We start from the raw sequence: 20,987 nt of genomic DNA, 5'->3' as shown, positions 1-20,987 counted from the left end.
GTAGGAGCGAGGCTTGCCCGCGAAGACTGACTCACAGACGCCAAATGTCCTCAGCCCTTCCACGCCCCGGCATTCACCAGATTAGCCGGTCGCTCCCCAGCCAACGCCGCCAATAGATTATCCACCGCACACCGGGCCATCGCCTCCCGCGTCTCATGCGTCGCCGACCCGATGTGCGGCGTCGCCACCACGTTGTTCAACTGCAACAACGGCGAGTCATTCCCCAGCGGCTCATGTTCGAACACATCCAGCCCCGCCGCGCGAATCCGCTTGTGCTGCAACGCCTCGATCAGCGCCGCCTCATCCACCACCTTGCCTCGGGAAATGTTGATGAAGATCGTCTCGGGACGCATCAGGGCGAACTGTTCAGCGCCAATCAACCCTTCGGTTTCAGCGGTCAGTGGCAACGTCAGGCAAACGAAATCGGCCTGTTGCAGCAGATCCCTCAGGCTGCGGTATTGCGCGTTGAAACGCTGCTCCACCGCCGGTTTCGGCGAATGGCTGTGATACAAAACCGGCATGCCAAAACCGAAATATCCACGTTGCGCCAAGGCTTCACCAATTCGCCCCATGCCAATAATGCCCAGCGTCTTGCCGTGTACATCGCTGCCGAATTGCGTCGGACCGATGTTGCGGTTCCACTGGCCGGCACGAACCATGTTCGCCAATTCGACCACGCGCCGGGCGGTGGCCAGGATCAGCGCGAAACCGGTGTCGGCGGTGGTTTCAGTCAACACATCGGGGGTGTTGCTGAGCAGGACCCGCCGCTCGGTCAGGTACTCGATGTCGTAGTTGTCGACACCGACGGACACGCTGGCAATGGCTTCCAGGTTCGGCGCCAGATCCAGTAACCCGGCATCCAGTTTCAGACTGGCGCCAAGCAGACCTTGAGCGTGGGGCAGGACCTGGCGCAGCTTAGCCAGCCCCTCGGCGTCGAGATTGTCGATCAGCGTCACCTCGGTCTGCTCATGCAGGCGAGCCATCAGCAGCGGCGAGAGTTTCTTGTACAGCACAACCTGTTTTTTCATCGTCGTCATATCAACATCCATTCAGGAATGAGCCGCCATCGGCCGGCGCACAGCGACCCGGTCACTGGCACCGGGCTTGAGGAAAATCGTCAGCACCACTGACAGCAGCAACGCGCCGCTCATCAGCAAATAGGAAGCGCCGGGCGATCCGGTGGAGCTGTTCAGGTAACCCACCAGATAAGAGCCACCAAACGAACCGAGTGCGCCCATGCTGTTGATCAACGCCATGGCCCCACCGGCGACGTTGGCCGGGAGGATTTCCGGGACGATGGCAAAAAACGGCCCGTACGGGGCGTACATGCAGGCGCCGGCGATCACCAGCAGCGTGTAGGACCACCAGAAATGTTCCGCGCCCAAAACGTAGGAGCCATAGAACGCAATCGAGGCGATCAACAGCGGTGGCCAGACGAAGCGCTTGCGTTTTTGCAGCTTGTCCGAGCCCCAGGACACCAGCAGCATGCCGATCACTGCGGCCAGGTAGGGCAACGCCGACAGCCAACCGGCTTCGATCATGTCCATCTGCGCGCCGGCCTTGAGAATCGATGGCAGCCACAACACGAAACCGTAGACGCCGATGCTCCAGCAGAAAAACTGCAAGGCAAGGATGATCACTTTTGGCGAGCGGAAGGCTTCGGCGTAGTTTTTCACCGCTTTGATGCCAACCTGTTCGGCGGCCAGGGCGCTTTCCAGGTCTTGCTTTTCCTGCTCGCTCAGCCACTTGGCCTGGGCCGGACGATCATCGGCCAGCCGCCACCAGATAAACGCCCACAGCACCGCCGGCAAGCCTTCGATGATGAACATCCAGCGCCAGCTGAAATGCTCGATCAGGTAGCCTGAGACCACCGACATCCAGAGCATGGTCACCGGGTTGCCAAGGATCAGGAAAGTATTGGCGCGCGAACGTTCGGCACGGGTGAACCAATGACACAGGTACACCAGCATCGCCGGCATCACGGCCGCTTCGACCACGCCAAGCATGAAGCGAATCACGATCAGCCAGTAGGCGTTGGAAACAACGCCAGTCAAGGTCGCCAGGCTGCCCCAGAGGATCAGGCTGACGAAAATCAGCTTCTTCACGCTGTGCTTCTGGGCATAGATCGCGCCCGGAATCTGGAAGAAAAAATAACCAAGGAAGAACAACGCGCCGAGCAGGGACGATAGCCCGGGAGTGATCATCAAGTCCGCCGCCATTCCGGAGGCGGCGGCAAATCCATAATTGGCGCGGTCCAGATACGCCAGGCTGTAGGTGATGAACACGATCGGCATGATGTACCACCAGCGGCGGGTGGCCAGTGTTGCGGTTTTCATAGTGATGCTCCTGAGCTTGTTGTTTTTGTCGCAGCAGGTAACGGGGGTGAATCAACTTTTTGCAGTGACTGTTATGGCCTCTTCGCGGGCAAGCCTCGTTCCTACGGGACCGCGCAAGACCTGTAGGAGCGAGGCTTGCCCGCGAAGGCGGCCTCAAATTCAGCGTCCATTTCAGCTCGGGTCGGCAATCCCTCCATATCCCCACGGCTCTGCACCGCGCGGCTACCGATCCAGTTGGCACGTTGCACCGCTTGGGCAACGCTGTGGTTTTCCAGCAGGGCGCTGATCAGGCCGACGGCAAACCCGTCACCGGCGCCGACCGTATCGACCACCGTTGCCACCGGCACGCCTGCAACGAAGCCTTCATCCAGATGGGTTCGGTAATACGCACCGGCCGGCCCGAGTTTGATCGCCACGGCTTCAGCGCCTTGGTCGAGATAAAACGCCGCAATGTCGGCGGGGGCTTCGAAGCCGGTCAGTAAACGTCCTTCGCTCAAACCCGGCAGCACCCAATGGGCGAGGGCGGCGAGACGGTTGATCTCGCCGATCATCTGTTGTTCGCTGGCCCATAGACTCGGGCGCAGGTTGGGGTCGAACGACACGCTGCGCCCGGCATTGCGCATGCGGGTCATCAGCTCGAAAGACATTTCCCGGGCCGACGCAGACAGCGCCGGGGGAATGCCCGTGGCGTGCAAGTGCCTGGCCTCGAGCAGTTGCGGTGCAATGGTCTGTACCGACAAATGACTGGCCGCCGAGCCGCGCCGGAAGTACTCGACAACCGGATCGCTGCCATCGTCGCTACGGGACTTGAGCTGAAAACCGGTAGGGTGCGCCGGGTCAATCTCAACGTGGCTGCAATCCAGGCCTTCTTTCTCCAGCGTATCGATCACGAACCGACCCAACGAGTCCGCGCCAACCCGGCTCAGCCAGGTGACGTTAAACCCCAACCGCGACAAACCAATGGCGACATTACTGTCGGCTCCGGCAATGCGTTTGTGGAACTGGCCTACGTCAGCCAGATCTCCGTTCTGTTCGGCGACGAACATCGCCATGGTTTCACCGAACGACAGAATATCGATCTCAGACATGAGCGGGCTCCAGACGGGATTGACCGAGGCGGGCGAGGGTGGCGACGTGCTCGGTGGTCAACTGCACCAGATCATCGCCTTGCAGCGGATACTCCGCCGCGCGCATCACGCCTTGATCCATGTGCTGCAGCAGTTGGCTCCACAGACGCAAGTCGCTGGCGGCCGGCGGCACCGCGACCCGTTTGCCGTCGGCCCGGCGCGCCACGGCTTTGCAATGCACATAGCCGACGTATCGACCAAGCAGCCGTGCGGCGTTGGTGGCGGACTGATCCTGCCATTGCCAGTTGCCGATATCGAAAGTCATTTTGATCGGCAGGTTGTGCTGTTCCACTTCGGCGAAGAAGCGCTGGAACGGTTCGATGCGGCCACCGTGCAAGGTCTGATCGTTCTCCACCAGCAACTGCACCGCGCTCTGTTGCAACTGCAGCGCCAGCGTTTGCAGATCGTTGTTGTCGGTGAAATAGCCCAGGGAGACTTTCAGCCATTGGGCGCCGAATGACTCGGCTCGCTTCAGGGTCGGGACCAGTTCAGGATTGGGGGCCGACTGCCCGGCCAGCCACAATTCCATCGGTGAGGAATACACACTTTCCAGGCCCCGGGATTGCGTGGCAGCAGCCAAATGCGCAGGGTCTTCGAGCGTCAGCAGCTCTTCGCGCCATTCAATGTGGGTGGCGCCGGCGGCGGACAAAACCTCGACAAAACTGCCTTGGCCTCGTTGGCGGACGAGGTCGGCGCCGTAGCTGGACAGACTGATGGAAACGGGTGGTTTGTTCATTGTTATTCACCTCTGAAACCGGTTTCATTTTTGGTCAAAAAAATATTGATGTGAGTTGCGGGGTGGTCTTTGGGGACTCTTCGCGGGCAAGCCTCGCTCCTACGGGTCTTGTGAACACCACAGATCCCTGTAGGAGCGAGGCTTGCCCGCGAAGAGGCCCGAACATTCACCGAAGATTTCCAAGAGTCGACCCCCGCACTATCAACCGCGCCGAAAAATCCAGGTTCCGCACAGGCCCCTCATCCCCACGCAGCCGCTTGAGCAAACACTCGAACGCACTCGCGCCAATCTCGGTCGTCGGCTGGGCCAGCGCGGTAATCCCGCTGCCTACCAATGGATACCAATCCAGATCATCCAGGGCAATCAGCCCGACATCCTCGAACAGGTTGCACTGCAACTCACGCAACGAATGGGTGCTGGCCAGTGCGGCGATACCGTTGGCGCAAAACAGCGCTTTCGGCCCGCGACCAGGCGTCTTCAGAAAATGTTTCAAACGAGCGGTCAGATCGTCGCCAGTTTCAACTACCGCGCCGGAGAGCGCCGGACGCCGCTCGATCTGCGCCTTGAAACTGCTGACCCGTTCGATCCGCGAACTGGTGCCGTCATAAGGTTCGGTGACCAACAACACATCGCGATAACCGCGTTGTTCAAGGTGGGCAATGGCCATCTCGACAGCGGCCGGATTATCCAGCCCCACCAGATCGCTCTCGAGCTGCTCGACCTTGCGATCCACCAGCACCATAGGCATTTCCTGATGAAGTTCATGCAACTCATCCAGGTGGTGGCCGAGGGTGTTCACGATCAGGCCTTCGATGTTGTACGAGCGCAGCAACGCCAGGTGCTGCCGTTCCTGCTCATCATCGCGATCGGTATTGCACACCACCAGGCTGTAACCGTGCTGACGACAGGCGGTTTCCACCCCGTGCATCACGGCAATCGAATAAGGGTTACGGATATCGGCCACCAGCATGCCGATCAGACGCGTGCGCCCACGTTTTAGGCCGCGGGCCATCTGGTTCGGGCGATAGCCCAGTTCGCTGATCGCCTGCTCGATGCGCAGGGCAATGGCATCGGAGAGCAGGGCGCGGTCGTCGCCGATGAACCGCGAGACGCTGGCCTTGGACACGCCCGCGTGTTCGGCGACGTCAAGCATGGTCACGCGGCTGCGTTGGGCGGCTGAGAAATCGTTCAAAGTCTGAGTCTTCTTGTTATCTGAAACCGGTTTCAGCTAACACCAGTCTCTTTGGTCGCGTCAAGTGAAGATGCTTCCGGCTGCAGGGTAAAAAGTCACTATATCCGACAGACGGTAGCAAAACCTGTCAGATCTGACAGTTGGAAATAACCACGTTGACGCGCCTAATTCCCTCGACTGGACAGCAAGTTTAAAAAAAAGCCTTTCGAATGTTTTGTATGAGTCGGTGATAGAAGAATGACCTCGATGACATTTTATCAATCACGAAATGCAGGCGTATTGGCAAAGCCGCTTTCAGTGGAGGGCGTCGACGACAACGATCCGACCGGACATATTCCCCGCGACTTTCTGATTATGGGGACTCGTATCGTTATTCCGTATTGGATTGATCCGGTACCTAACGATGAACTGTGGGTGGTATTGCGTCAAAACGGTGTGGAGCGCAGGCTCTACACGGAGTTTTATCCAGCGCCTCTGACCGTCCCGTTCTTGTATTTCGATTTGACAGCACTACACTTGGCAACTGACGGCATCGCATTCCTGTATTACAAAATCTGGAAAGGTTCGGGCGGTACCGATGACCCTTCACCGGAAAGACAACTGACCATCGATCACAGGCCACCTTTAACTTTGGCAGAACCCCGGTTTCGGCATGCCACACTTTGGGGTTATCTGAATAACAATACGGATCCTCCTCTGACAAATGGCGCCACGGTTGTAATTCCCGCTTTTATAAACATCGCTGTGCCCGGCGATGTTGCAAAAATCCACTGGCGGGGATACAGCAGTCTCAACGGCAGTGGGCCAGAGGTCCCGGGGACTTACGGTGTTTGGGATAAACCGCTCTCCGCTGCAGATATAACAAACGGATTTGATCATGTGGTGCCATTTCTGTCGCATATAAGTCTCTTATTCAATGATGATTCGGCCGTTGTGATTTGCCAATTGTTCAGGGGCGGGCGACTCATTGCGGAGTCAAACAAAGGCTTGGTGAAAATTGACAGAGTAACACCTGGTGAAAGTGGCCCGTCCGGCCTTAACGATGGAGAAATAAATATGACAGCTCAAGAAAAGATTGTACGGCAACCAAGGCCTCGCCCTGAAAGTCTCGGTCAAGAACCGTTCGGTGTTTTGGCTACATCGGTCAACATCGACAAGTTGGCTGATGAGTCTATTGCTATCAGTGTTCTGGAGTCGGGGGAATTAACTTTCAAGTTGGCTCGCTTCACTGAAGAAGATGATGCCGACGAAGTAGATGTGTACTTTGCGAAAGGGACTGGCAGCTTAGAGTTGTTGCAGGGATTTATTCCACTGGGACCGATCGCGGGCCGTGATCCGGCTGCGATTGAGATCAAGGTTCCGACAGATATGTTTGTCGAGGACGCGCAGCCGGCCACGCCGACTCCTTATCAAGTGCAACTGATTGTCTACAAGGGCGGCGGCGGTACCGATGACCCTTCGAACATCGTAACGTTCAATATTGACCGTACCGCGCCGTTCGAGGTCAAGTATCCGTCGCGCATCAAAAATCCTCCGACGCCTGCCCCCACGTTTACCAATGCCCCAGCGGATGCTCAAAGGCTTGTTAATGAAGCATGGATGAAAGATCCCGCGAATGCGGAACTGAGATTCACCGTGAATGTCGGTTATCCATTGCGCCGGCTCGATGATGACCTTGAAGTTCATTTGACATCAGCCGGCGTGAGCATACAGGTATTCAAAGGTGTGGTGGACGCCACCGGTGCATTTACGGTGCCGAGCACTGAACTGCGGAAACTGCCGAACGGGCGGGTCATGATCCATTATTTCTGGACAGACCTTCCTGGCAACAGAAGCGCGAGCTCTACGCCTGCCGCCGTTTTGACTTTGGGGCTTGCACTTGATCCGAAATTGAACAAAGCACCTCTGGTGCCGTTCACTGATCCGAACGCAACGACCACGATCTATCTTGATAACATTGCAGGCCTGACTGCAATTGTCGAGCGTGCATCCATTGACAACGCCGAGCCGGGCGATGAGATCACTCTAACTATAGAAGATCCGAACGATCCAACGATTTTTGTGGAAATTGGTACTCAACCGCTTGCAGATGCGGATGTGCCATTTACTGTTACTTACTCGCAACTTAATGAAATCTATGGCACGGCGCAAAGCGATAAACAAATAAAAGTCTATTTTGATCTCGTCCGGGGCATGGACTTATTTCGCTCTCCGGCGTTTTTTTTCACAACGAATCTCTACCCTTCAGGAGGGATTTATCCGGAATTGCCTGATTTGACAAACCCGGCTTTCGCTTTGCCCGTGGTGACCGGGGCCTCTAATACGACAGACCAACTGCTACCTGGCGATCGCGACAAGCCAGGTAAATTCACAGTGACCCTCGCCCTGACTGATCCGCCCATTACACCCAGTGAAACGGCCAAGTGTTATGTCAATAATCAATTCGTGGGGGACTTTTCGCCCTTTACTGACGCCACTGAGTTTTCTGTCCCCATCTCTGCTCTTATCATCGCCGCGCTACCGACCCCAACAGTGCCGGCCCACTGGACGCGCCAGAAATCGGGAATCGACAAGAACGTAATTAGTTCCAATCCGAAAACTGTGACGGTCAGTGGTAAAAAAATCGATTTGCTGGCACCGGCCGTGAAAGTGCGTAATCCGGAACTCAAAAATCAAATTGATTGCTTTGCAATGATTAATGCCACGACCACTTGGCAGTTGGGGGTTTTGATTCCCGAAGATCTAATCAATTTGCCAATAGGTAAAGTAATCACCGTACATTTTGCTGCCTACAGAGACCCCGAAGGTACCGACTTGATTCTACGTACCGAGGCCTCGGCTCCCTATACCATCAAAGCGGCTGTAAAACTCGTAGTTACACCTGCTCGGACCGGTAAGCCTGAAATCTCTTTCATGGGAAATCTCGGTGCAGTTGGCGAAGCTGATAATTTCAAGGCGGCGCAGCCGGTGACAGGTACGAAAGCTTTTGGCAAGTACTGGTATACGGCCGATATAGGTGGCACACAAACTTCCGAGCCGATCACCATGCCGCTGGACTCCATTACTTCCAGCAGTGAGTACTGTGACCGGTTACCTGTTCCTGCTGCTGTTTAATATTCAATAAGGTCAATCGCCGGGGAGATTGTTCTCCCCGGGCTTTTGATGTTCTGTGGAAGATTGACACCCAAAAATCCCGCTCAATTTGCAGATAAATCCCACAGGGAGGAGGACTATTCCTACATCTAACTTGCAGATTGGTGATTAGTCTGTCGGACGTTTTTGGGGGCGGTATTTCTTGGTGCAAGAAAGCTCGCTTTCGAATTGGAGCATTAATAGGGAACCCTCATGCCACTTCTATCGAGCTTCAAACGCTGCAAAACAACCGGATTTCTATTCGCCGCCATCATGCTGTGCGCCCCTGCGGTGTACGGCAGGATACTCTTGCCCGGTGAGAACGCGACCGTAACCAATCCACCTGCGCCAGAAGCATGGTCGGTATCCCAAGGCGGAATACTGACGGTCGATAATGCCGAAGCACTGACGATCTTTTCACAAAACGCCAGTGTCATTTTCAACGGTGGTCAGAGTCAGCGGGTCGATGCCCGTGAGGGATCCAGGCTTGCACTGACAGGTGCAACAGTAAACAGCGCATCGGGAAGAGGCGCCATTTCGCTTAGCGACAGTTCTGCCACTATTGATAGCAGCATCATCACGAGCACCAATAGTTTTGGGCTTCTGTTGGGACGTGACATCAATACTCCGACGTCGTCCAGTGCGACGGTTACTGGCAATAGCGTAATCACCGGCGTTCCGGGAGGCGCGAATGCCGTTGGTTTTGCGGTGTTGAATCTCGAAAATTCAACCGTACTTGGCACCGGTGCAACCAGCTACGGTGTGCAATTGGGCGGCGCAACACTCTCGTCGACAGGCAGCACCATTTCTGGCGGGCAGGATGGCCTGCAAATCGTTACTGACAGCACGGGCGTCAATGCCAGCACTGTTACGCTCAACAGCACTCGCGTAACGGGCGGTACAGGGTCGGCGATCGTGCTGGGTTCGTCCGGCAGTGCCGGAACCGCCGCCAACATCAATGTTCTCGCTGGTTCCGAACTGATCGGCGGCAACGGCACATTGTTGCAAGCGACCAATCGTTCCACGGCCAACCTTAAAGTCGATGCAAGCAACGTGAGTGGCAATGTCATCGCCGATACCGGCAGCACTGTTGCGCTGCTGATGCAAAACGCGGCCTCCCTTGACGGCAATTTGCAGAACGTCACTCAGGTTAATCTCGATACCCGTAGTACCTTGAACGGCAATGTGTTGGCGGTTGCAGGCACCGGAGCCACGGTCAGTCTCGACAACGGATCGGTGATCAACGGCAATGTCGAGGATGTCTTCAGCTTGTCATTGAACAATGGCAGCAGCATGACCGGTGACGTGACCACCGACACCAATGGCAGCGTGCAGCTGGACAACGGCTCGGTGCTGACCGGTCAGATCAACAATTCAGGCAACCTGAATATCAACAACGCAGCTCAATGGGTGATGACCGCAGACAGCAACGCCCAGCGTCTTGCCCTGAATGGCGGCGTGGTTCAGATGGGCACCAACGAACAGTTCCAGCAACTGAATGTGGGCGATCTTTCCGGTAACGGTACCTTTGTAATGGGCACCGACCTGGGCAACGGCAACACCGACTTCCTGAACGTGACTGGCAACGCCAGCGGACAACATCAACTGCAAATTTCCGCAACGGGTACCAATCCGGTAACTGCCGAGGCGGTGAAGGTCGGTAATATCGCTTCCGGTGATGCGAGCTTCTCGTTGGGCAATCGCGAAACAGTGGATGCGGGTACGTTTGTCTACAGACTGGCGAAGGAAGGCCAGGGCTTGTACCTGAACCCGGACAAGGAAACAGTCAGTACCTCGGCCAATACGGCACTGGCTCTGGCAGGCAGCGCACGCAGTGTGCTGAATGCTGAAATGGCCATGCTCAGCGATCAGTTGGGTGATCGCAGCATGAGCGTCCGACCCGAAGCATCGATGCGCACGATGAACGACAGCTCGGTGAAAAATCTCAGCAACAGTGTCTGGGTTCGCACTTACGGCAATCAGTACAACGTCGATAACGCCTACGGTGATGGATACACCCAGAACCAGACGGGTATTACTGGCGGTGCCGACACAACGGTGGACCTGGGCGGCAGGTTGTGGGTGTTGGGCGGATTCGTCGGGACCAGCCACACCAAAATGGACCTCAAATACGGCTCCAGCGCCACTGTTGACAGTCTGAATGCCGGTGTCTACGGCAGCACCTTCGACGTTGAGAGCGGGGTGTTCGTCAATGTCATGGCCAAGATCAATCAGTTCGATAACAAGGCCAAAGTCACCATGAGCGATGGCACACGCACCAAGGGCGATTACAAAGCCTTGGGCGCCAGCGGCTCGGTTGCGTTGGGCAAGCATATTCGTTTGAAAAACGACTACTTTGTCGAACCTCAAGTGCAGCTATCGACCGGCGTTACTCAAAGCGACAAGTACCGGCTCGACAATGGCCTGGAAGTGAAAAGCGACACCATGCGTTCAGTGCAGGGCAAAGTGGGGGTCAAAGGCGGGCGAGTCATCATCCTCGATAATGGCAGCCTGGTGGAGCCCAGCCTGATGACGGCGGTCAATCACGAGTTTGTGAAAAGCAATGAGGTCAAGATCAATGACGACAGTTTCGATGATGACCGCGCCAGTAGCTCGATTGAGTATGGGGCGGGTTTGAAGTGGACTCCGGCTCAACGTAATTGGCAGGTTTCCGGTCAGGTGGGTGGCAGTAAAGGCACCACAGTCAGTCAGGACTGGAGCGGTAGTTTGAGAGTGAGCTATTTCTTTTGATGTAAGTACCGGCCCAGTCCGGTACGACGCGTAGTCCTTCCAAACCTGACGGCGGCGAACGCGAGTTGGGTATTCCGACGGTCACCGCCCGCTCGATCCAGCAAGCGTTGTTGCAAGTGCGGTGCGGACCCGGGAGGGTATGGCAGGGGAGCGGCCTATGAAGGCCGTCCCCCATGCCGATTTCTGATAGGGGTTGAAAGCACCCCAGCAAAAATCATCTTGCTCGATAACGCCCGGATAATTGCCATGCCGGCACGGGCAGTGCGTGTCTGCTCTGCCGGTTTTCGGCGCGGTTCACGGATCAGCGTTTTGCCTGTTTGATGTCAAAAATGCCGCTGACATGTATAAGGACGTTCTCAGCGGTCCGGAAATCCGCGTCCAATCTGCCTTCAGTGTGCCCGGTATTGGGAAGGGTGGTGAATTCCAGCGTCCCGTTAACAGCAGGGATAATACCTACATCGGGTTCCTGAAAATAACTGGCCCATGCATCCGGGTTGTTTCCCAGTGTATGTATTTTGGTTTCAACATGTTCCACAACTTGAAGTGCAATATGTGACCTTTGTGGATGGGGAAACTCAGGCTTCTCCATCCGGCCAATGATCTGCCAGTAATTCGGGAGACCGACGTGGGATCTATCCTTGAGTTCAATGCTGACCTCTTGGGCCTCGAAGCTGCCCAATTGATCACTGTAGGCTGTGAATGTACCGACGCCATGAATGGAAGAGTTACTGACCCCGTCGACAATACCGGTCAAATCGAAAGTGCCATCGCTGATTTGTACGATAGTGGAACCGTTTTGGATTTCAAAACTGAAGTTGCCCTCCATCCTTTTTGTTTGCCAGTCATATTTCATTAGAAGTGTGCCGCTCCTCGCACGTAAAGCGACACCGTCCGGGAATCGGCTGTAGGATGCGAGATTGCCGCCATTTGCAGCCAATGACAGTTCAATTATGGAACCGTCACCGGGAATGTTAGCGGGAATCCAGAAATCGATATATTGGCTAACACCTTCAAACGCCATGCAAGCCTGCAGAAAGAATCTGTCAGAGTACTTCACGATCGCGAACTTGCTATTTGCGACAAAGTTTTCGTTGTAATAGCTGACGTTAGCCGACATGGTGCCGGTGGTATTGTGGGGGGTTCCATTATTCATCGCAGTGCTCCTTGGCCTTGGGCCGATGTCGAGATTCACTATGAGCAGTGAAAGCACAGAGTACTCGCAATAAAAAAGCCCGATAACTATCAGAGTTGACAGGTCAACCAAACAACCCCGCCGCAATATTGATCGAAAACCCCAGAATCGCCGTATTGAACACAAATCCGATTAACGATTGCGCCAGCACGATCTTGCGCAAATCCCGCGTCGCCACGCCGACGTCGGCCGTCTGCACCGCCACGCCGATGGTGAACGAGAAGTACAGAAAGTCCCAGTAATTGGGCGTTGTCAGGCCCTCGGCAAAACGCAGCGCCGGTTCCTTGCCGTCCCAGGTGTAATACAACCTTGCATAGTGCACGCTGAAAATCACTCCGATCAGCAGCCACGATCCGATTACCGTCAACGCCGTGACGCCATAACGCAGCAGTTTGCCGGTGGTTTCCAGATCCCGGCTGCCGGCGAGTTCGAAAGTGATGGTGGCGAGGCTGGCCAGCGCCGCGATGCTCACCAGCAGCAACACCAGACCGGCGTTTTCATCTTCGACTTCGGCAATGCGTTTCACGTCCGGTGCCTTGGCCCGCATGGTGAGCCAGAGCATCAGCACCAGATACGTCCAGACCCCGGTGTTCCAGCCAATGAGGATTTTGCTGATGATCGAGTCGGCGGGGGCCAGAATGCCGACCGCGAGGCCGAATGTGGCCGCGGCGGACAGGCGTGGGTGGGTGCGGGCGAGCAGGGGCATGGGAACTCGATGGGCCTGGGTGTCTAAATACCTTAGCCCAGGTTGTGACCACAACGATAATCCCTTGTAGGAGCGAGGCTTGCCCGCGAAGAGGCCGTCACATTCAACATTGATGTCGACTGACGCACTGTCTTCGCGGGCAAGCCTCGCTCCTACAGGGGATGTGTTGTGGCTTAGATGTTTTTGTGGCGCTTGCGTACGAGTTTCATCACCACGACGAAGAAGACTGGGACAAATACCACTGCCAGGGTCGCGGTGATCATCCCGCCGATTACGCCGGTGCCAATGGCTTGCTGGCTCGCCGAGCTAGCCCCGGTGGCGATTGCCAGCGGTACCACGCCAAGGATGAATGCCAGCGACGTCATGACAATCGGCCGCAGGCGCAGGCGCGCGGCTTGCAGGGTGGCGTCGATCAGGTCGTGACCTTCGTCGTACAAGCTCTTGGCGAATTCAATGATCAGGATCGCGTTTTTCGCCGACAGACCGATAATGGTGACCAGCCCGACCTTGAAAAACACATCGTTGGGCATCCCGCGCAACGTCACGGCCAATACCGCACCGAGTACACCCAGCGGCACCACCAGCAATACCGAGGTCGGAATCGACCAACTCTCATACAGCGCCGCCAGGCACAGGAACACGATCAGCAGCGACAGCCCAAGCAGAATTGGAGCCTGACTGCCGGACAAACGCTCCTGCAACGATAACCCGGTCCATTCCTGACCCAACCCCGCCGGGCCTTGCGCCACCAGCCGTTCGATTTCCGCCATGGCTTCGCCGGTGCTGTAACCGGGCGCCGGTTCGCCGGAAATGCTGATGGCCGGGTAGCCGTTGTAACGGGTTAATTGCGCCGGGCCCTGGGTCCAGTTGGCCCGAACGAAAGCCGACAACGGCACCATCTTCTCGCCGTTGTTGCGTACATGAATCTTCAGCAGGTCGTCGACCTGACTGCGCTGATCGCCTTCAGCCTGGACCACCACTCGCTGCATCCGCCCCTGGTTGGGGAAGTCATTGATGTAGGCCGAACCTACGGCGGTGGACAGCACGTTACCGATATCGGCAAAGGAAATGCCCAAGGCGTTGGCTTGCTTGCGGTCCACTTCCAGTTGTACCTGCGGTGCTTCGGCGAGGGCGCTTTCGCGCACGTTCATCAGGACCGGGCTCTTCTCGGCGGCGGCCAGTAATTGGCTGCGCGCCTGCATCAGCGTGGCATGGCCCAGGCCGCCACGGTCTTGCAGGCGGAACTCGAAACCACTGGAAGTGCCGAGGCCATCGACCGGCGGCGGCAAGACCGCAAAGGCCATGGCATCCTTGATCTGACTGAGCGCGATGTTGGCGCGGTCGGCAATCGAGCTCGCCGAGTCGTCACTGCCCCGATCCGACCAGTCCTTGAGCGTGGTAAACGCCAGCGCGGCGTTCTGCCCGCTGCCGGAAAAGCTGAAACCGAGAATCACCGTGCTGTCGCCGACGCCTGATTCGGTGGCGTTGTGCGCTTCGATCTGCTCGACCACCTGCACCGTGCGATTCTTGCTCGCGCCGGGTGGCAGTTGAATGTCGGTGATGGTGTAACCCTGGTCTTCCACCGGCAGGAACGAGGAGGGCAGGCGAATGAAACACAGGCCCAGGCCGACCAGCAGCACACCGTAGATCAACAGATAACGACCGGTGCGTTTCAGCGCATAGGCGACCCAGCCATGATAACGCTCGGTCAGTTGTTCGAAGTGCCGGTTGAACCAGCCGAAGAAACCGCCCTTGGCGTGGTGTTCACCCTTGGCAATTGGCTTGAGCAGGGTTGCACACAGGGCCGGAGTCAAAGTCAGGGCGAGGAATGCCGAGAACAGAATCGACGTGGCCATGGAGAGCGAGAACTGCTGGTAAATCACCCCGACCGAGCCCTGCATGAACGCCATCGGAATGAACACCGCCACCAGCACCAGGGTTATACCGATGATCGCCCCGGTGATCTGCTTCATCGCCTTGCGCGTCGCGTCCTTGGGCGACAGGCCTTCGGTGGCCATGATCCGCTCGACGTTCTCCACCACCACAATCGCGTCATCCACCAGAATGCCGATGGCCAGCACCATGCCGAACATGGTCAGCACGTTGATCGAGAAGCCCAGCGCGAGCATGGTCGCGAAAGTGCCCATCAACGCCACCGGCACCACCAACGTCGGAATCAGCGTGTAGCGTATGTTTTGCAGGAACAGGAACATCACCGCAAACACCAGCACCATCGCCTCGAGGAGGGTGTAGACCACTTTGGTGATCGAGACTTTGACGAAAGGCGAGGTGTCATACGGAATCTTGTATTCCACCCCGGCCGGGAAGTAGCGCGCCAGTTCGTCCATCTTCGCCCGCACCAGCGTCGCGGTGTTCAGGGCATTGGCGCCTGGCGATAGTTGCACGCTGACGGCGGTCGACGGTTTGCCGTTCAGGCGCGTGGAGAACTGATATTCCTGGCTGCCGATCTCGACCCGCGCCACATCACCGATGCGCACGGTTGAACCGTCCGGATTGGCTTTGAGCACGATGTCGGCGAATTCCTCAGGTGTCGACAGCTGACCTTTGACCAGAATGGTCGCGGTGATTTCTTGGGTGGTGCGGGTCGGCAAGTCGCCGATGCTGCCCGCCGAAACCTGAGCATTCTGCGCAACGATGGCGGCGTTGACATCGGCCGGGGTCAGGTTGAACCCGATCAGCTTGCGCGGGTCGATCCAGATCCGCATCGCTCGTTCGGCACCGTACAACTGGGCCTTGCCGACGCCGTCCAGACGCTTGATCTCGTTCATCACGTTGCGCGCGAGGTAATCGCTGAGCGCCACGTCGTCGAGCTTGCCATCGCTGGAGGTGAGGGTGATCAGCAACAGGAAACCGGCGGAGACTTTCTCCACCTGCAAGCCTTGCTGAGTGACCGCTTGCGGCAAACGCGACTCGACCACTTTGAGGCGGTTTTGCACATCGACCTGCGCCATTTCCGGGTCAGTGCCCGGCTGGAACGTTGCGGTGATGGTCGCGCTGCCGAGGCTGCTCTGGGATTCGAAGTACAGCAGATGGTCGGCGCCGTTGAGCTCTTCCTCGATCAGGCTGACCACGCTTTCGTCCACGGTCTGCGCCGAGGCGCCGGGGTAGGTGGCATAGATTTCGACTTTTGGCGGCGCAACGTTCGGGTACTGCGCCACCGGCAACTGCACAATGGCCAGCGCACCGGCCAGCAGGATGAACAAGGCGATCACCCAGGCGAACACCGGACGGTCGATAAAGAACTGCGGCATAAAAAAGCGTCCTGCTTACTGACCAGAAACCTGGGCAAGGGGAAGAGGGGTGTCATCTACCTGGACTTTTTCACCGGGGCGCGCATGTTGCAGGCCTTCAGTGACGATGCGGTCGCCGGGTTTGAGGCCGTGGGTGACGATCCAGCGATCGTTCTGCACCGCGCCCAGTTCGACCGGTTGCTGGCCAACGCGCTGTTCGGCGTCGAGCACCAGCACTTGGGCGATGCCGGCACTGTCACGCTGGATAGCCCGTTGCGGCACGCTGATGCCTTGCTGGTTAAACGCTTGCTCCAGGCGCACGCGCACGAAGCTGCCCGGCAACAAGTCGAGGTCCGGGTTGGGGAACTCGCTGCGCAGGATGATCTGACCAGTGCCCGGGTCGACGGTGATGTCGGTGAACAGCAATTTGCCCGGCAGCGGGTAGAGGCTGCCGTCGTCCTGAATCAAGGTGGCTTTGGCCTGACCTTGGCCCACTTGCATTAATTGACCGGAACGGAACGCTCGGCGCAGATCGTTGAGTTCACGGGTCGATTGGGTCAGGTCGGCGTGGATCGGGTTCAACTGCTGAATCAATGCCAGCGGCGTAGTTTCGTTCTGCCCGACCAGCGCGCCTTCGGTCACGAGTGCGCGACCGATGCGCCCGGAAATCGGCGCGGTGACGGTGGCGTAACCCAGGTTCAGTTTCGCCCGCTCCACGGCAGCTTTGTTGGCGGCGACATCGGCGGCGGTCTGCCGGGCATTGGCCCGGGCGTTGTCGTAATCCTGACCGCTGATGGCATTGCCTTCGATCAACTGGGCGTAACGCTGTTCTTGCAATCTGGCCTGGAATGCATTGGCCTGGGCCTTTCGCAGCGCGGCTTCGGCGCTGTCCAGGTCAGCCTTGAACGGTGCGGGGTCGATGCGGAAGAGAACGTCGCCTTTTTTAACGTCGCTGCCTTCACGGAAGGCCTGCTGCAATACCACGCCGGCCACACGGGCGCGCACTTCGGCAATGCGGGGTGCGACAATCCGCCCGCTCAGTTCGCTGCTGATCGACAGCGGCCGGGCTTCGACGGTTTCAACCCGCACGGTGGCCAGCGGCGCCTGTTCTTCGGCGGTCGAGGACTGATCACAAGCACTCAGCATCAACGCCAGTGCAATCAGGCTGAGCCGGGCAAGCAGATTCTTTGACATGTAAACACCCCAATATTGACCCCCTTATCCTACGGGGGGCCGACGAGGGTAGCGGTGAAGCTTTGTAGGCGCTGTGTGAAATTGTGTAAGGGTTTTGCTCACGCGGGCGTGAGGGCGTATATCCTTGGCGGCCGCTTCGCGCTCGATCGCGGGCAAGCCTCGCTCCTACAGGATTTGTGCCGGACGCCAATCCGCCGACCAACCGCAACCCTGTAGGAACGAGGCTTGCCCGCGAAGAGGCCCTAATGGTCACCACAGCACTTTCTGGAAACACCCCATGCCCAACATCCTCCTGGTCGAAGACGACTCCGCGCTTTCGGAACTGATTGCCAGCTACCTGGAGCGCAACGGTTATTGCGTCAGCGTGATCAGCCGTGGCGATCATGTGCGCGAACGGGCGCGGCTCAATCCTCCGGACCTGGTGATTCTCGACCTGATGCTGCCGGGGCTCGACGGTTTGCAGGTCTGCCGCTTGCTGCGCGCCGATTCGGCGACTTTGCCGATCCTGATGCTCACCGCTCGCGACGACAGCCACGATCAAGTGTTGGGCCTGGAAATGGGGGCCGACGATTACGTCACCAAACCATGCGAACCACGCGTTTTGCTGGCCAGGGTACGCACGTTGCTGCGCCGAAGCAGCCTCAGTGAACCGATGACCGCCAACGACCGCATTCTGATGGGCAATCTGTGCATCGACCTGTCCGAGCGCACCGTGACCTGGCGCGAGCAACCGGTCGAACTGTCCAGCGGTGAATACAACTTGCTGGTGGTGCTGGCCCGGCATGCCGGCGAAGTACTGAGCCGCGACCAGATTCTGCAACGCTTGCGCGGTATCGAATTCAACGGCACCGACCGCTCGGTGGATGTCGCCATCTCCAAGCTGCGGCGCAAATTCGACGATCACGCTGGCGAGGCACGCAAGATCAAGACCGTGTGGGGCAAAGGCTACCTGTTCAGCCGCTCCGAGTGGGAATGCTGAGTCGATGTTCAGAATCCTGTTTCGCCTCTACCTGGTGACTATCGTCTCGTTCAGCGCGGCGATCTACCTGGTGCCGGACCTGGTGATCCAGGTGTTCCATGAGCGTTTTGTCACCTACAACCTCGATTATTCCCGAGGTTTGCAAACGCTGATCGTCAAGCAGTTTCGCGCGGTGCCTACTGAGCAGTGGCCGGCGCTGGCAGACGAAATGGACAAGGAATTCCAGCCGCTGAACATTGTGTTGGCCCGGAACAATGATGCCGAATTTACGCTGGATGAACGTGCGCGCTTGCAGCGCGGGGAAAACGTCGTGCGCATCGGTGATTGGGGCTGGCGTACCTTGGCCGTGGCACCGCTGAACGAGAAACTGGTCGTCAAGATGGTCGTGCCGCCGGACCCGACGGACGTCAGCTGGTTGTACTGGAGCATCAACGTGCTGATCGGCGCGACCATGCTTGCCTGTCTGTTGCTGTGGTTGCGCCCTCACTGGCGCGACCTGGAGCGCCTCAAAAGTACCGCCGAACGCTTTGGCAGGGGACACCTGAGCGAGCGCACACAGATTTCCCCCAGCTCCAACATCGGCAACCTGGCCAATGTTTTCGACACCATGGCCGGCGACATCGAAAACTTGCTCAACCAGCAACGCGATCTGCTCAACGCCGTGTCCCATGAGTTGCGCACGCCACTGACGCGGCTGGATTTCGGCCTGGCCCTGGCGCTGTCCGATGACTTGCCGGCCACCAGCCGCGAACGCCTGCAAGGCCTGGTCGCGCACATTCGAGAGCTGGATGAGCTGGTGCTGGAGTTGCTGTCTTACAGCCGTTTGCAAAACCCGGGGCAACTGCCGGAACAGGTCGATGTGTCGCTGGATGAGTTCATCGACAGCATTTTGGGCAGCGTCGACGAAGAACTTGAATCACCGCAAATCGTCATCGATGTGCTGCTCAACGGCCAGCTCGAACGCTTCTCACTGGACCCGCGCTTGACCGCGCGGGCGATCCAGAACCTGCTGCGCAACGCCATGCGGTACTGCGAAAAACGGATTCAGATCGGCGTGCAGGTGTGTCCCAAAGGCTGTGAGATCTGGGTGGATGACGATGGTATCGGCATTCCGGAAGAAGAGCGGGAGCGGATTTTCGAGCCGTTTTATCGGCTGGACCGCAGCCGGGACCGCGCCACTGGCGGGTTTGGTCTGGGGCTGGCGATCAGCCGCCGGGCGCTGGAAGCACAGAGCGGCACACTCACCGTGCAAGCTTCGCCGCTGGGGGGCGCGCGGTTTCGGCTTTGGTTGCCGACACTTGTTTGAATTCTTTCACCGTCCCCCTCGCCACAAGAATTACCAGTCTTGGTGAGCGTTCAGCTTCGGGCAAGCCTCGCTCCTACAGGGGAATGGTATCGGATACATAACGTGCGACCGACACATAACCCGTAGGAGCGAGGCTTGCCCGCGAAGAGACCGGTGCAGACACCACAGAACCCGGAACAGTCCCGCATTTGGCCGAACCGCAGCCTTACTGCCAGTACGGATGCCTTGTTATAGTTCGGGCCTCGTTTTCTACCCGGTAAAGGATCACTGCCATGCCTCAATACACCGCCTTCAGCGTCGAACTGGCCGATAACATCGCCCATGTGCAGATCAATCGTCCGGAAAAGATCAATTCGATGAACGCCGCGTTCTGGAGCGAGATCATCGAAATTTTCCGGTGGATCGACGACACCGATGAAGTCCGGGTGGTGGTGCTCGGCGGTGCCGGCAAGCATTTTTCTTCCGGGATCGACCTGATGATGCTCGCCGGCGTGGCCAACGAGTTGGGCAAGGATGTCGGGCGCAATGCACGTATCCTGCGGCGCACGGTCCTCAGGCTGCAAGCTTCGTTCAATGCCGTCGACAACTGCCGCAAGCCGGTGCTGGCGGCGATTCAGGGTTATTGCCTGGGCGGCGCCATCGACCTGATTTCAGCCTGCGACATGCGTTACGCGGCCCAGGATGCGCAATTTTCCATCAAGGAAATCGACCTCGGCATGGCGGCCGATGTAGGCACTTTGCAACGCTTGCCACGGATAATCGGTGACGGCATGCTGCGTGAACTGGCTTACACTGGTCGCACCTTTGGCGCCGACGAAGCGCGTTCCATCGGCTTGGTCAACCGCGTCTACAGCGACACCGTCAGCCTGCTTGAAGGTGTGATGGGCATTGCCCGCGAGATCGCCAGCAAGTCGCCGATTGCCGTCGCCGGCACCAAGGAAATGATCAGCTACATGCGTGACCATCGCATCGACGACGGCCTCGAATACGTCGCTACCTGGAACGCCGCCATGCTGCAATCCACCGATCTGCGCGTGGCCATGGCCGCCCATTTGAGCAAACAGAAACCCGAATTTCTGGATTGA

General features: G+C 57.7%; 15 protein-coding genes. 5 read left to right on the top strand and 10 right to left on the bottom strand.

Annotation, left to right across the window (positions count from 1 at the left end; translation table 11 throughout):
* Positions 1-50: 50 nt before the first annotated feature.
* The 5 genes from FHW68_RS17760 to FHW68_RS17740 all read right to left on the bottom strand — a co-directional run bounded on the left by FHW68_RS17760 (position 51) and on the right by FHW68_RS17740 (position 5,391).
* Complete coding sequence (locus tag FHW68_RS17760; RefSeq protein ID WP_183682108.1) at positions 51-1,028, bottom strand: D-glycerate dehydrogenase; 978 nt, start codon at positions 1,026-1,028, stop codon at positions 51-53.
* A 21-nt stretch (positions 1,029-1,049) separates the two neighbouring features.
* Positions 1,050-2,336 carry an MFS transporter gene (locus tag FHW68_RS17755; RefSeq protein ID WP_183681858.1) on the bottom strand — a complete coding sequence of 429 codons (1,287 nt, stop codon included), beginning with the start codon at positions 2,334-2,336 and terminating at the stop codon, positions 1,050-1,052.
* A 101-nt stretch (positions 2,337-2,437) separates the two neighbouring features.
* Complete coding sequence (locus FHW68_RS17750) at positions 2,438-3,424, bottom strand: sugar kinase (protein ID WP_183681855.1); 987 nt, start codon at positions 3,422-3,424, stop codon at positions 2,438-2,440.
* Complete coding sequence (locus FHW68_RS17745) at positions 3,417-4,199, bottom strand: sugar phosphate isomerase/epimerase (RefSeq protein WP_183681852.1); 783 nt, start codon at positions 4,197-4,199, stop codon at positions 3,417-3,419. The genes FHW68_RS17750 and FHW68_RS17745 overlap by 8 nt, the downstream gene beginning before the upstream one ends.
* A gap of 166 nt (positions 4,200-4,365) precedes the next feature.
* Positions 4,366-5,391, bottom strand: coding sequence for a LacI family DNA-binding transcriptional regulator (locus FHW68_RS17740; RefSeq protein WP_183681849.1), 1,026 nt, complete (start codon positions 5,389-5,391; stop codon positions 4,366-4,368).
* Between the two features lie 237 nt (positions 5,392-5,628).
* On the opposite strand from FHW68_RS17740, the gene FHW68_RS17735 reads away from it, so the two are divergent.
* Positions 5,629-8,505 carry a hypothetical protein gene (locus FHW68_RS17735; RefSeq protein ID WP_183681844.1) on the top strand — a complete coding sequence of 959 codons (2,877 nt, stop codon included), beginning with the start codon at positions 5,629-5,631 and terminating at the stop codon, positions 8,503-8,505.
* A gap of 215 nt (positions 8,506-8,720) precedes the next feature.
* On the opposite strand, the gene FHW68_RS27440 is transcribed toward FHW68_RS17735, so the two are convergent.
* On the bottom strand, positions 8,721-8,966 hold the full coding sequence (locus FHW68_RS27440; protein WP_256582793.1) for a hypothetical protein: 246 nt from the start codon (positions 8,964-8,966) through the stop codon (positions 8,721-8,723).
* Between the two features lie 265 nt (positions 8,967-9,231).
* On the opposite strand from FHW68_RS27440, the gene FHW68_RS17730 reads away from it, so the two are divergent.
* A complete protein-coding gene (locus FHW68_RS17730) occupies positions 9,232-11,274 on the top strand; it encodes an autotransporter outer membrane beta-barrel domain-containing protein (protein ID WP_311656194.1) in 2,043 nt (680 codons plus the stop codon).
* A 301-nt stretch (positions 11,275-11,575) separates the two neighbouring features.
* Here FHW68_RS17730 and FHW68_RS17720 read toward each other — a convergent pair whose 3' ends face one another.
* The 4 genes from FHW68_RS17720 to FHW68_RS17705 all read right to left on the bottom strand — a co-directional run bounded on the left by FHW68_RS17720 (position 11,576) and on the right by FHW68_RS17705 (position 17,617).
* Entirely contained in the window at positions 11,576-12,427 is an 852-nt protein-coding gene (locus tag FHW68_RS17720; protein WP_183681841.1) for a hypothetical protein, read from the bottom strand.
* Between the two features lie 103 nt (positions 12,428-12,530).
* Positions 12,531-13,172: a DUF1345 domain-containing protein gene (locus FHW68_RS17715; protein ID WP_095631024.1), complete on the bottom strand. Its 642-nt coding sequence runs from the start codon at positions 13,170-13,172 to the stop codon at positions 12,531-12,533.
* Positions 13,173-13,345: 173 nt separating this feature from the next.
* Complete coding sequence (locus tag FHW68_RS17710) at positions 13,346-16,444, bottom strand: efflux RND transporter permease subunit (protein ID WP_183681838.1); 3,099 nt, start codon at positions 16,442-16,444, stop codon at positions 13,346-13,348.
* 15 nt (positions 16,445-16,459) lie between these two features.
* Positions 16,460-17,617 (bottom strand): efflux RND transporter periplasmic adaptor subunit, encoded by a 1,158-nt coding sequence (locus FHW68_RS17705; RefSeq protein WP_183681835.1) that lies wholly within the window; start codon positions 17,615-17,617, stop codon positions 16,460-16,462.
* A 277-nt stretch (positions 17,618-17,894) separates the two neighbouring features.
* Between FHW68_RS17705 and FHW68_RS17700 the strand changes: the two genes are divergently transcribed.
* The 3 genes from FHW68_RS17700 to FHW68_RS17690 all read left to right on the top strand — a co-directional run bounded on the left by FHW68_RS17700 (position 17,895) and on the right by FHW68_RS17690 (position 20,987).
* Positions 17,895-18,596 (top strand): response regulator transcription factor, encoded by a 702-nt coding sequence (locus FHW68_RS17700; RefSeq protein ID WP_095631021.1) that lies wholly within the window; start codon positions 17,895-17,897, stop codon positions 18,594-18,596.
* Positions 18,597-18,600: 4 nt separating this feature from the next.
* Positions 18,601-19,902 carry an ATP-binding protein gene (locus FHW68_RS17695; protein ID WP_095631020.1) on the top strand — a complete coding sequence of 434 codons (1,302 nt, stop codon included), beginning with the start codon at positions 18,601-18,603 and terminating at the stop codon, positions 19,900-19,902.
* A 272-nt stretch (positions 19,903-20,174) separates the two neighbouring features.
* The gene (locus FHW68_RS17690; protein ID WP_183681832.1) at positions 20,175-20,987 is read left to right on the top strand and encodes a crotonase/enoyl-CoA hydratase family protein; all 813 of its coding nucleotides are present in this window, start codon (positions 20,175-20,177) and stop codon (positions 20,985-20,987) included.

The organism is Pseudomonas sp. Tn43 (assembly GCF_014192635.1).
In the GTDB taxonomy this organism is placed as follows: Bacteria; Pseudomonadota; Gammaproteobacteria; order Pseudomonadales; family Pseudomonadaceae; genus Aquipseudomonas.
Note: the sequence above shows the minus strand (reverse complement) of the source record. Positions and strands in the feature narration are given on the sequence as shown.

Coding starts and splice junctions, on each gene's coding strand:
- FHW68_RS17760 (WP_183682108.1), bottom strand. CDS start 1,028: ATGAAAAAACAGGTTGTGCTGTACAAGAAACTCTCGCCGCTGCTGATG.
- FHW68_RS17755 (WP_183681858.1), bottom strand. CDS start 2,336: ATGAAAACCGCAACACTGGCCACCCGCCGCTGGTGGTACATCATGCCG.
- FHW68_RS17750 (WP_183681855.1), bottom strand. CDS start 3,424: ATGTCTGAGATCGATATTCTGTCGTTCGGTGAAACCATGGCGATGTTC.
- FHW68_RS17745 (WP_183681852.1), bottom strand. CDS start 4,199: ATGAACAAACCACCCGTTTCCATCAGTCTGTCCAGCTACGGCGCCGAC.
- FHW68_RS17735 (WP_183681844.1), top strand. CDS start 5,629: ATGACCTCGATGACATTTTATCAATCACGAAATGCAGGCGTATTGGCA.
- FHW68_RS17720 (WP_183681841.1), bottom strand. CDS start 12,427: ATGAATAATGGAACCCCCCACAATACCACCGGCACCATGTCGGCTAAC.
- FHW68_RS17715 (WP_095631024.1), bottom strand. CDS start 13,172: ATGCCCCTGCTCGCCCGCACCCACCCACGCCTGTCCGCCGCGGCCACA.
- FHW68_RS17710 (WP_183681838.1), bottom strand. CDS start 16,444: ATGCCGCAGTTCTTTATCGACCGTCCGGTGTTCGCCTGGGTGATCGCC.
- FHW68_RS17705 (WP_183681835.1), bottom strand. CDS start 17,617: ATGTCAAAGAATCTGCTTGCCCGGCTCAGCCTGATTGCACTGGCGTTG.
- FHW68_RS17700 (WP_095631021.1), top strand. CDS start 17,895: ATGCCCAACATCCTCCTGGTCGAAGACGACTCCGCGCTTTCGGAACTG.
- FHW68_RS17695 (WP_095631020.1), top strand. CDS start 18,601: ATGTTCAGAATCCTGTTTCGCCTCTACCTGGTGACTATCGTCTCGTTC.
- FHW68_RS17690 (WP_183681832.1), top strand. CDS start 20,175: ATGCCTCAATACACCGCCTTCAGCGTCGAACTGGCCGATAACATCGCC.